Source organism: Neorhizobium sp. NCHU2750, from assembly GCF_003597675.1.
In the GTDB taxonomy this organism is placed as follows: domain Bacteria; phylum Pseudomonadota; class Alphaproteobacteria; order Rhizobiales; family Rhizobiaceae; genus Neorhizobium.
The window spans coordinates 3,172,887-3,184,687 of sequence record NZ_CP030827.1; the positions used below are offsets into that span (position 1 = coordinate 3,172,887).

General features: G+C 61.1%; 10 protein-coding genes. 1 reads left to right on the forward strand and 9 read right to left on the reverse strand.

Translation table 11 applies throughout. The annotated features are described in order from the left end of the window. Positions 1-7: 7 nt before the first annotated feature. Positions 8-604 carry a TetR/AcrR family transcriptional regulator gene (locus NCHU2750_RS15550; protein ID WP_502703854.1) on the forward strand — a complete coding sequence of 199 codons (597 nt, stop codon included), beginning with the start codon at positions 8-10 and terminating at the stop codon, positions 602-604. A gap of 56 nt (positions 605-660) precedes the next feature. Here NCHU2750_RS15550 and NCHU2750_RS15555 read toward each other — a convergent pair whose 3' ends face one another. The 9 genes from NCHU2750_RS15555 to NCHU2750_RS15595 all read right to left on the reverse strand — a co-directional run bounded on the left by NCHU2750_RS15555 (position 661) and on the right by NCHU2750_RS15595 (position 11,789). Continuing rightward, positions 661-3,006, reverse strand: coding sequence for a polysaccharide biosynthesis tyrosine autokinase (locus tag NCHU2750_RS15555; RefSeq protein ID WP_119943404.1), 2,346 nt, complete (start codon positions 3,004-3,006; stop codon positions 661-663). Positions 3,007-3,103: 97 nt separating this feature from the next. Next, positions 3,104-4,009, reverse strand: a complete 906-nt coding sequence (locus NCHU2750_RS15560) for a UTP--glucose-1-phosphate uridylyltransferase (RefSeq protein WP_119941336.1) — start codon at positions 4,007-4,009, stop codon at positions 3,104-3,106. Between the two features lie 48 nt (positions 4,010-4,057). After that, positions 4,058-5,014 carry a glycosyltransferase family 2 protein gene (locus tag NCHU2750_RS15565; RefSeq protein ID WP_119941337.1) on the reverse strand — a complete coding sequence of 319 codons (957 nt, stop codon included), beginning with the start codon at positions 5,012-5,014 and terminating at the stop codon, positions 4,058-4,060. Next, positions 5,011-5,940 carry a glycosyltransferase family 2 protein gene (locus NCHU2750_RS15570; protein ID WP_119941338.1) on the reverse strand — a complete coding sequence of 310 codons (930 nt, stop codon included), beginning with the start codon at positions 5,938-5,940 and terminating at the stop codon, positions 5,011-5,013. Before NCHU2750_RS15570 ends, NCHU2750_RS15565 begins: the two co-directional genes overlap by 4 nt. Beyond that, the gene (locus NCHU2750_RS15575; protein WP_119941339.1) at positions 5,937-6,983 is read right to left on the reverse strand and encodes a glycosyltransferase family 2 protein; all 1,047 of its coding nucleotides are present in this window, start codon (positions 6,981-6,983) and stop codon (positions 5,937-5,939) included. Before NCHU2750_RS15575 ends, NCHU2750_RS15570 begins: the two co-directional genes overlap by 4 nt. Positions 6,984-6,991: 8 nt before the next feature. Then, entirely contained in the window at positions 6,992-8,185 is a 1,194-nt protein-coding gene (locus NCHU2750_RS15580; RefSeq protein ID WP_119941340.1) for a glycosyltransferase, read from the reverse strand. Positions 8,186-8,256: 71 nt separating this feature from the next. Then, positions 8,257-9,048: an endo-1,3-1,4-beta-glycanase ExoK gene (gene exoK, locus NCHU2750_RS15585; protein ID WP_119941341.1), complete on the reverse strand. Its 792-nt coding sequence runs from the start codon at positions 9,046-9,048 to the stop codon at positions 8,257-8,259. A gap of 4 nt (positions 9,049-9,052) precedes the next feature. Next, complete coding sequence (locus tag NCHU2750_RS15590; protein ID WP_502703796.1) at positions 9,053-10,198, reverse strand: acyltransferase family protein; 1,146 nt, start codon at positions 10,196-10,198, stop codon at positions 9,053-9,055. Between the two features lie 562 nt (positions 10,199-10,760). Then, positions 10,761-11,789 carry a polysaccharide pyruvyl transferase family protein gene (locus NCHU2750_RS15595; protein ID WP_119941343.1) on the reverse strand — a complete coding sequence of 343 codons (1,029 nt, stop codon included), beginning with the start codon at positions 11,787-11,789 and terminating at the stop codon, positions 10,761-10,763. Between the last annotated feature and the right edge of the window lie 12 nt (positions 11,790-11,801).

Genomic DNA, 11,801 nt, shown 5'->3' on the forward strand with positions numbered 1-11,801 from the left:
GAGCGTCATCTTGGCCCTGGCCACGCAGGAGAATGCAGACCAGACCTCGCCGAAGCTGAGAGCCGACGCGCGCCGAAATCGCGACAAGCTGATTGAGGTCGCAGCGCAAGCTTTCGCCGAAAATGGCGTCGAGACCTCGCTGGAGGATATCGCCCGCAAGGCGGGTGTCGGCATCGGCACGCTGTATCGCCATTTTCCCACCCGCGAACATCTGGTCGAGGTCGTCTATCGTCGCGAATTGCAGAACCTCGCCGACGCCGCCAACGAACTCGCCGGCTCCCGCGCCCCGGACGAGGCACTGGAACAGTGGATGTTCCACTTCATCGACTACATGGCCACCAAGCGCGGCATGGCAAGCAGCTTGAAGATCATCGCCAGCTCCAATTCCGACATGTTCGCAGAAGGTTTCGGCCGCATCCGCGAAGCCTTCGGCAAATTGCTGACGGCAGCCCGCGAGGAACATCTGATCCGCACCGACATCTGCCAGATGGACCTGATGCATGCCCTGTCGAGCATCTACACCATCCCCGATACGCCCGAATGGCGCGAACGCGCCAACCGCCTTGTCGGCCTGCTGATGGACGGCCTGCGCGTCAAGCGGTGAACACCGCACGCCAGCACTTCATGCGAAAACGGCCCGGTTTCCCGGGCCGTTTTTTATTATTCCGCCGCCACTTCCTTGTAGTCCCGATAATAGGACAGGTAGTTGCCGCGCAGGCGTTCCGGGGCACCCGGATCGGCGAACTTGTGCAGTTCGGCAAGATTGGTCTTGTTGAGGATGACGCCGATCGTCTTGGCAGCGATCTGCGGCTCCGACTGCAGCACGCTCTGCACCGCCTTGGCCGGTGTCGCGCCCCATTCGGTGACGAACACGAAACCGTCCGCATAGGGCTCGAACGCCTTGGCATCGATGACCGGGATCAGCGGCGCAAGGTCGACGACGATGACGTCGAAGGTTTCCTTGATGCTTTCGAGGAACTGGCTCATGCCGGTCGAGGCAAGCAGTTCGCTCGTATGCGTCACCTGCCGACCGCGGGTCGTCATCGGCAGGATGGTCAGGCGCGAGCGGCGATCGACGCGGGCAACGCTCGTCCACGACGTCTTGTTGAGGATGACGTCGACGAGACCGACTTCCGGCTCGCTGGCCAGCATCTTCGAAAGACCGGGATTACGCAGGTCGGCGTCGATGACGAGCGTGCGCGCACCACTGGAAGCGATAAGACCCGCGAGGTTTGCCGCAACCGTCGACTTGCCCTCGCCCGGAAGGCAGGAGACCACGCCGATGACCGAGCACTTCTTGCCCTGCAGGACGATATCGCAGGCAAGCTTGGTATTGCGCAGCGTCTCGGCAAATTGCGACCGCGGTGCCTCGACGGCAACCCGCATCATCCGGCGGAACGAGATCGGATCACCCGGCGGCAGGTTTGCCGCGTCAACAGGCTCAGGCGCCGCATTGGGCTTGTTGGCGGGCTCCTCTCGGGCGGGACCCGCGATGCGCGGCAGATAACCGAGGAAGCGCATGCCGAGCTTCTGCTGCACGTCTTCACCGGTGCGGAAGAAGCGTTCGCGCAGTTCCAGCACGGCCGCGACCGCACAGCCGACCAGAAGGCCGAGCACGATGGAAAGGGCGATCGTCAACGTCTTGCGCGGGCTCGATGGCGAGATCGGCACACCGGCTTCGGAGATCACACGCGCCTTGGCAATCGGCAGCGACTGCAGCTGCGAGGCCTGTTCGAAACGCTGCAGATAGGATTCATAGAGCGTCCGCAGCGCCGATGCCTTCTGCTCCAGCTCCTGCAACTGCACCATGTTGACGTTTGCATCGGCATTATGGCCGGCAACGCGCTGGATATTGTCCTTGAGCGACTGCACGCGCGACTGGGCAACGTCGGAATCGTTCTTGAAACCGCCCGTAAGCTGCTGCAATTCGCGGAACATCTGCTGTGCCACATCCTGCTTTTCGGCCTTCAGGGCTACCGCCTGCGGATGATCTGCGCCGAACTGCTGGATGACGGCCTGCTCGCGGTCGTTGATGTTGATATAGCGCTTGCGCAAGTCCTGCATGACCGTGTTGTCGGTGTCGCGGTTGGACACCACGGCATTCTGCACGGCCGCATCGGGCCCCTTCTCGACGATCGCCTTGTATTGGTTGTAACGCGCTTCGGCCGTTGCGGCATCGGCCTGCGCCACGATCAGCTGGCTGTTGAGGTCGGAAAGCTGCTGGGTGGAGAGAAGCTCGCCGCGCGGGGAAACCAGCCCCTTCTCGCGCTTGTACTGTTCGACGGCAAGCGATGCCTGCTGGGCGCGGGTATTGAGGTCGTTGAGACGTTCCTGCAGCCAGACGCTCGCTCGTTCCGTCGCATCGAAATTGGCGTTGAGCTGTTCCGTCAGGTAGGAATCCGCATAGGTCTTTGTGATCTTTGTCGACAGAAGCGGGTCGGGCGACTTGATCGAAAGCGAAATCACCGAGCTGCGGCCGACACGGTCGACGGTCAGGGCCTGCTGGATTACCGCTGCGGCCTTCTCCCGCTTGCCGGCGGCAATCTGTTCCGCCGTCGGTTCCGGCTTGCTCGAAGATACCAGCGAGGTAACGCCCTTCAGCATGCCCTTCAGATAGTCGACCGGCGACTTCGGCGGGTCGACGATCAGGTCGTTATCTGCAAGCTTGGCCTTGTCGACGACGGCAAGCGCCAGTTCCTTCGACTTCAGGATTTCGACCGCGCTCGACATCTGGTTGTCGAGCATCTGCGCGCTTTGCGGGTCCGTCTGGTCCTCGGCATAGCGGGACAGGTTGTCATCCATCAAGATATTCGTATTTGCCGTATACATCGGCTGGGCGAACAGCAGGTAGACGCCTGCAAGCACGACCATAACTGCTACGCAAACACCGATCACTCCCATTCGGCGCATGGCTGCAGACCACAGCTTGTCGAGATCGATGAACGTATCGTGGTCTTTCGGTTCGTTCTGAAAGATCGTCATCGGTCGGAAATTTGCCTGATCCATGATTTCATCCGCTTCGGGAAAAATGTCGGAGAAAGGCAGAGGTTCCGCCCTTCTCCATGTCATTGAGAGACGTCAGTCTCCATGCGAAGGCGATGCGCTAGGCTGCGCGCACCTTGGTTTCATGCATGTCCAGCAGTTCCTTGATCGTCACTGCCAATTCGCCGCTCATGTCCGAACGCATCATGGCGAAGGCAACATTGGCCTCGATGAAGCCGCGCTTCGAACCGCAGTCGAACGTCCGACCCTGGTAAGGATGCGCATGGAACGGCTGAATCTTCAACAGTTTCTGCATGCTGTCGGTCAGCTGGATCTCGTTGCCGGCACCGCGCTCCTGGCTTTCCAGCAGTTCGAAGATCTGCGGCTGGAGAATATAGCGGCCATTGAGATAATAGTTTGACGGCGCATCCGCCGGCTTCGGCTTTTCCACCATGCCGGTCACCTGGAAGCCGTGGCGGACATCCTGGCCGATGGCGACGACGCCATAGCTCGACGTCTCTTCCGGAAGGCACTGCTCGACCGCAAACACGTTGCCGCCAACTTCCTCGTAGAGGTCCATCAGGCCGGACATGCAGCCGCGCGCACCATAGGACACCATGTCGGGCAGGAGCAGCGCGAAGGGCTCGTCGCCCACCAGTTCACGCGCGCACCAGACCGCATGGCCGAGGCCGAGCGGCACCTGCTGGCGGGTATAGCTGACGGTCCCTGCAAGCGGCAGCATCTTTTCCAGCTGCGTCACCTGCACCGTCTTGCCGGCCCGGGTAAGGCTTGCGATCAGTTCCGGATTGCTGTCGAAATAGTCTTCGATGGCAGTCTTGTTGCGGCTGGTGACGAAAATGATGTTTTCGATGCCTGCCTGCATGGCTTCATCAACGGCATATTGCACGACCGGACGATCGACGATCGTCAGCATTTCCTTGGGCATTGCCTTGGTTGCGGGCAGGAAACGGGTTCCATTGCCTGCAACGGGGATCACTGCTTTGCGAACTGGTCTCTTCAAGTCCATTCCTTCGTCCTTTCCAGGGGGGCGCCCCCGCCCTCTTCCGACAGGATTTCAGTTGACGCCGGTCGCCTTCACGAACCGGCGCATGCGAACGGCGATGGGCATCCTGAAGTGTTTCAGTGCCCCTGGTGCTTGCATCGCCGTTTTGAGGAACCCGCCGACGGACTTGCGCTTGACTTCGTCGACGAGTGTTAGAAATGAGCGGGCCTCGATGATGCTGCGGGTACGTCGCTGCTGCGCCGCCATCTCCGCCGGCCCCAATGTGTAGCGTGATAGAAACCTCCGGTCCCCCTCCAGCATGTCGTCCAAATGCTGCTGCTTCAGCACGCGGGAAATCGACCCCTGCCGCAGATAATAGACATAGCCGACATTCGGATCGACGGCGCAGCGCGCGCCGGCAGCCAGCGCCGAGGCGAACAGGATATAATCCTCGCCGATCTTCAGCATGTCATCGAACTTCAGGTCATGCGCAATCAGGAAGTCGCGCAGGAAGATCGGCTTCATGTAGCCGAAATTGAAGGTCGTCTTGAAGATCAGGTTGGACGTGATGAATTCGGACAGCGTGATCTCGTGCTGCCTCGCAAGCTGCTGCCTGTCGAACATCGTCTTCGCCGCGCCGCCTTCGATCGGCACCACATCGACATTGTCGACCACCACCTGCGCCTCGAGCTCCTTCGCCTTGAGGATCATCGACAGCATGCGTTCGGGCTTCACCGCATCGTCGGAATCGAGCGTCGCGATCCACCGGCCGGTGGCAGCCGCGATGCCCGCATTGCGCGCCTTGCCCGGCCCGCCATTCTGCGCCTGGCGGATCAGCCTCACCCGCGGATCGCTGTAGCTTTCGGCAATCTCGACCGTATCGTCGCTCGAGCAATCATCGATGACGACCACCTCGACCGTCACGCCGACCTGCGACAGAGCGCTGTCGATCGCACGTTTCAGCGTGTCTTCCGCATTGTAGGCGGCGATGATGAAGCTCACATCCGGGCGCGAGGCATCGACGATCATGCGGCCTCCGCTGCGCCATACTGGCGGATTTCACGAACCCCGAGCATGCCCATCACCGCACCGACATGCAGCGCGCCGCGCAGCGCGTAGCGGTTGCGCCGGACCGGCATCAGCGTGAATGCGGCAGCGATCGCCCCGCAATAGGAAGCCTTGACGGCGGCGATCAGCGCCTTCGGCAGGCGGCGCGCACCGGGATTTTTCGCCGCAACGATGCGGCCATGGGTCTGGCCGGAGCGAAAACGCCGCTTGGCAAGCCAGGAGAAGCTCGCCCGGCCTGCCGGCACCGGCTCGACGACAAGCGCCTGTTCGGCAAATTCGATCCGCCCGCCGCTCTCGGTCAGTTGAGAGAAATAATGCGTATCCTCGCCACCGCTCTGCCCGAGAGCCAGCGCGAACCGGCGCTCGGCAATCAGCGGCGAACGCAGGTCGAGCAGCGTGTTGCAGGTATAGCCGGTGATGATCCGGCCATCGACCCAGACCGGCATGGTGGAATGGAAATCGCCATCGCGCATCCAGGTCGTGCTGTCCTCGCCATAGATTGCGCGGACGGGACCGAGCACCGCCTCGGCGCCGGTTTCCCGCGCCTTGCCGTAAAGCGCCGCGAGCCAATCCGGCGTCGCCGTCTCGTCGTCGTCGATGAAGGCGAGGAAATCCGCATCCGCCGATGTCAGGCAGGCATTGCGGGCAATCGAAATGTTCGATTTCGGGCAGTGAACATAGGCGATCGGGAATGGCGAGCGCGCGTTCAGGCTTTCCACCAGATCGCGTGCGCTCGGCACCGCATCATTGTCGGCAACGATGATGCGGACCGCCGTTCCGTCCGGCACCTTGAGCTTGAACAGGGAATCGACCGTGTCCCTGAGAGCCGGGCGGCGGAAGGTGCAGATGCCGATATCGATACGGATGGAAGCGGGATCGTTGGTCATGCGGTCCTCTTTCGTCGTATGCGCAGCAATTCCATCCAGAAGCCCGCCGACCATGCCAGATGCATGATCATTGCCGGGATGGTCGCAAGCAGGGCAATCGAGTTCCGCTGGCCGATCGCCATATAGGCACCATAGGCCACGCAGGCGATCATCCAGACGGCAACCGGCACCGCCGCCCACCAGTACAACAGCGCAAGCACGGCACCCGCAACCACCGGCGCCACGGCGAGCGGAATGGCCTGACGGATCTTCGGGATCGCCCGGTGCTTCATGAGGTTTTTCGCCCGGCCGCGGCCGTAGCCGAGATACTGGCGAAACAGCGCCGAAGCGCTCGACCGCGGATAATAGGTCATGAACGTCTTGCCGGTCATCCAGATGCGGTAGCCGGCATGGCGCAGGCGAAAGTCGAGCTCGGCATCCTCGTTATGGCTGAACGTCTCGTCATAACCGCCGACCCTGCGATAGGCCTCGATCCGCATCAGTGCGTGATGGCCGTGATCGACCCATTCGCCGCCGCCGCCGGCACGATGCTTGGAGCCGCCATTGCCGAGCTTGGAATTCTGGGCGATCGCCGCCGCCTGCTGGAAGGCGCCGAAACCGACCGTCTCCATGCCGACCACGACCGAATCCGCCTGATGGACAAGCGCCTCCTCGATCAGCGACTGGCAGTAATTGTCGGGATAGTCGCCATGCGCGTCGATCCGGATCAGGTAGTCGCGGCCATCGCCGAATTCCTTGATCGCAAGGTTCATCGCGGCACTCTGGATGCGCTTCGGATTGTCGAGCAGCACGAGGCCCTCGATCTCACCGACCATCCGGCGCACGATATCCGGCGTGCCGTCGCGGCTGCCGCCATCGGCAACGACGATCAGCATGTCGGTGACGCCACGCTGGCCATCGAACTTGCGCAGCAACGGCTCGATCGTCTTTGCCTCATTTAGGCAGGGAATGACGAGCAGAACCCGCGGGCTCGCTTGTGTCTGGATTTGTGCCTGAACTTGAAGGTTCGCGATGTCGGAACCTGGAATGCCACTCTCTACCATATTCCACCTCACGACTGCAGGGTTGATGCTGCCTGCATTTCAGCAGGTGAGCGTAAATCGGGTTTTAACGCTGCGAGTTTGGCGACGAGTGCCCGGCAATCGGCCGGTCCGGTGACCCATTGACTGCGCTCGACGGCCGCAATCCGGGAAAACTGTTGGCTGTATCGATCGATAGTCATCTCGTTGAACAACGCTTCGAGAGCATCGGGAGTTGCCTTGTCGATGGTCAGGCCGATATCGCGGCGGGCAAGAAACCGCCCCGTCTCGGTCGATTTCAGCGCAATCGGCACCGCCCCATAGAGCCCGCCCTCATAGAGCCGGTTCGGCAGCAGCCATTCCGAATTCAGGCCTTCCTCGAAAAAGTCGATCGCCCAGTTGAACTGCACCTCGTCATAGATGCGCGACAGATCCTCCGGGTTCCGGTAGGACCCGTGGAAGGCCACATGTGGCGCTTCCGCGACGATGCGGGCGAAATCGTCGAACTCGCCATAGGCCGGGCGTCCGCGCAGCACGATCTCCACCTTGCCATCCATGCGGCGGGCGAACTCGGTCAGGATCGACAAAGACTTGGCGCAGCGGATTGCGCCGAACCAGCCGATCTTCCACGGCTCACCGGCAACCGGCGCACGCGGCATCCGCTCTGCCGGCACGCTGTCGGGTCCAAGCGCCAGAACCTTGTTCTCCATCAGCATGACCGGCAGGTCGAGGCCCGAGCGCGGCTTGAAGAAATTCTCAATGAAAGCGGGAGAACTGGTAATCAGCAATTGCGCCCGGCGGCCGAAATGGCGCTGGAAGCCGCGCATCAGCCGGCCCTTCCATCCCTCGTCGGTGAGCAGGCGATGGATATCCAGGCATTCATAGACAACCGGCAGCTGCCGGTCGAAGACGGCAGCCGCGCGGCCGGCAAGCGCCAGCGTCTCGAGGTTGCGGGCGATGATGACATCCGGCTTGCGCACCCCGGCAAGCCGGCCCTTGATATCGAGGCTGGCCTTGGCAACCGCGCCGATGCGCTGTGTGAACTTTCCGTCGGACGTGGTCCCGAGCACGTTAGCCTGCACGCCCGCTTCGTCCTCAAGCAGGTTTCGCCCGCGGGTAAAGCCGGCAACCGTCACCTCCGCGCCGCCGGCCTTCAGTGTCAGCACGCGCCGCCGGATCGCGGCGTCGGCCAGGTCATGGGCGAGATAGAGAACGTGTATGCTCAAACGGGCCTGCTCCTGTGCTGAAAAATGCAACGCATTATGACAAACGAGAAAATCGCCGGGCCGAACTCGGCTCAGTCGAGATTGCAAGCCACCGAACCGGGGAACTGGCACTTGTCCCCCGGAGCGGTGAATGAAACGCGGTCGATGACCATGGAAGCCTGCCCCTTGTAGGTGAACGGGCCCATCCAGCTCGTCAGCGTGTCGGTGCCCCACAGGCTGAGGAAAATCTTCTGGTCATGGGTCGGGATCTTCGACGGATCGGTCACTTCATGGACCATCTTGCCGTTGACGAAATAGCGCAGCCGGTCCTTTTCCCAGACGAAGGCATAGTCGTTGAAGCCCTGGTCGGCGCCGCCTTTGACCGGCACGAGTGCCTCGTTACCGCCCTTGCCGTTGATATACTGGTTGGTCTGGACCTGATTGGTATTCTTGCCGAGAACTTCGAAGTCGATCTCGTCCCAGGGCTGCTTGTCGCTCGGACCGATATAGCTGAAGAAGGCCGAGTTGAGACCGGAACCGGTCGCCGACTTCATCCGCACTTCATAGGTACCGTAACCGTAGCGCGCCTTGGTCTGCACCTCGCCGCACAGGTATTTCCGGTCCTTCGACTGCCCTTCGGTCAGGTTCAGCGTCAGCGTGCCGTTCGCGGCATTGATCTGCGATTTCGACCAGGTGCAGTTCTGGTGGGCGCCGTTGTTCCAGCCGTCGGCGACATACCAGAACGAACGGTCGAAACTGTCGAAGTTTTCTACGAATGACTTGTTGGCGAGCGTTCCCTGCGCCGATACCGGAGCAATGGCTGCAAGCATGGAAACACCCAGGGAGACGATGGCGGCCGAAACTTTTGTGGAGATGGTCGTCATGTTTTCACCTGCGCTGCTGTGACAGTTTGGGTTCCATCGGATGCGGGGATCCGACGGGACGGCTCGAAACGGACTTGGCGAGCTTGTCCTTGCGCCCGCGGCTGCCGGTCAGGATCTGATAGAGCGGCGAGGCGTACCGCATGATGGCAGCATTGCTGATCACCAGGATGACAAGTGCTGTCACCACCGAGCCGACATAGAAAAGCGGATAGGCGCCTACGGTCCCGACGCGGTTCCACACCATCCACATCAGGACGAGCAGCGGATAATGGGCGCAGAACACCCAGAAGCTCAGGCTTCCGGTTGCCGCAAGCCGCTGGCCAAGGCTGCTTCTGATGGCGATGGACGACAGCATCCAGACACCGAAGGCACCGACGATCGACAGCACGTTGCGGAATAGTTCGACGCTCCACGGAAAAGTTGGGCCGGTATCGTAGATCGCAGCCGAAAGTGCGACGGCCGCGACCAGCGTCGCGATCGACCCCGGCCACGCAAACCGGTCCAGCGCCTTGAGATCCGCCTTGCGCAAGGCAAGGTGCATGCCGAGCGCGAAGCTGAACAGGATCGACCGCTTGATCACGATCACCAGGTTAAGCTCCGGCACCACCGCAAGCAGGAACAGCACCACGAGCACCGGCACCGCCGCGCGGCGCATCAGAAACAGCAGCACCGGCGACAAGACGATGCAGACAAACAGGTCGCGCAGGAAATAGAGCGGTACGTTGATCGGCAGACCTTCCAGCGCCAGCGCATAGGTGGCGAGATCGCGCGAGGTCGAATGCCACAGGTCGGGCAAATAGCCGACGGTAATATCGACGCGCTGCAATGCCAGCGCCACGCCGAACAGCGCAAGGTTCCAAATGAGGAACGGCAGGAACACGGTCATCGCCTTGGAGCGCAGTACCTTGCCGTAGTCGAAAGAGGCATAGCCTTTGCGCAGCAGCAGGTATCCCGAGATCATACTGAGACAAGGGACACCGATCCTGAACAGGCTGTCGCCCAGAAAGACGCGCAGCCAGTCGAACCATCCATTGGCGCCGAGAAACGGACTTGTGTCCGGATCATGCGGCACATGCACGAAGACAATGCCGCAAATCAGCAGAATACGCATCAAATTGATACGGGAGGAAATGTTCTGATCAACAGTCAAACCAGTCACCCCTTTTGAGCAGTGCCTCCCGTCACCGCCGTTTCAATCAGAGCAGACTTGAGCCCGCATGAGTGAACAGCATCACGTGGAGTTTGGAACAAAATGTGGCAGCGCAGCAAAAATGGGAGGTGCGAAATCTAGCATATCCCCAGCCTTTGCGGCCTTCGAGATCTCGCCGCCCGGAAGAAACCCTTGTGGAACATGGGCTAGCGGCGACTGCTTCACCCAGATTTGTTGCGATGCAATATAAGCCTAGGTCAGAAAACCGATCACTTTTTCTCGCAAATCCGTCAGCCGCGCGTGAGGCCGACGTCCGAAACCAGATCAATTGTGGCGAAATCTTGGCAATGATACGGCAAAACTGGCGTCCTTCTTATTTCAGGCATAAACGCGAAAGCCCGGTATTCCTGCACCTCTGAAGCCTCAGCCCGCTTCCGGACGGAGCCCAATTGCTGCAAACATCCCTGACGGGCACCCGCAACGGACTGGAAGTGTTAGACTTTCCTTAACCAGACCGGCGGACGCCTGTTGGCATCCGCCGATAGCTATTACAACCTCCGCCTCAGATGGCGGCAGCGCGGTTCATGGCGGCCCGACGGTCGAGAACCGAGAGCGCCTCGTCAATATTAGGTACGATCGCCGCACGCTCGCCATTGCAGGTTCCCCAGGCCTGGATGAAGGTGCTGGTCTTGCCGTAGCTGTTGTCGAGCACGCAATGGTCGGCATCGAGAAGCAGGCACATGATATGGCCATGCATGCGGTCGGTGATCACCTGCCGCGCAGAGCTCAGCAACTGCACTCCACGCTCGAAACGCTGCTCGGCGCGTTCCCGGTAGGTAAGTTCGGTCATCTTCGCCCGACCGCCGACATTGCCGCGTAGCAGCGCCTTGATGATGGCGGCACGCTTGGTGCGCTTCTGATAGTCCTGCTCGTCTTCCAGCGGCCAGTCGGCCTTGATCACGTTCGGCCGCGCCATCGCGCGCGCGGTATCGTGCGGAGCGCCGACTTCCTGGTCCTCGCGAAGATTGAGCAGCAGATCGTAGCGCGGTGCAGGCCGTGCCACCGGGCCGATGCAGAAGGCCATGTCCGGGCAAAGCCGGATATCGCACTGGAACCACTTGGTCGCCAGCTCGAAGCTCTTCTGGTCACGCACCAGAAGCGTGAAATTGCCGTGCTTCTCGATCGCCCGCGCGGTGCTGTCGACATTCTCCTGGCTCTTGAAGTGGATCGTCTGCGGCATCTGGATGATCGGCCGCCCCTTGTGGCGCGTCAGCATGTCCTCGCGGAATTCGCGATATCCCGGCCAGATATCGCCGAAATTGCCGCCGCCATGCAGCAGGATCTGGCCATCGCCGATAGCCGCCAGCATCCGGTCCTCGCGATAGGTGCGGATTTCGCTGACGAAGGTCGGCTTGGACTGCGCCTTGTCGAAATAGGCAAGCTCGCCGAGCCAGATGGCGCTGTCGCCGATATTGTAGTGGTTGGGAAAATCCAGGAGGGCGTAACGGCCCGACAGATCGATGAGATCGGCAAGGCGGTCACTGATGATTCCCTGGAGCCTCTTGATGGTCGCAGCGCTCGTTTCCTGCATGGTATCTCCTTG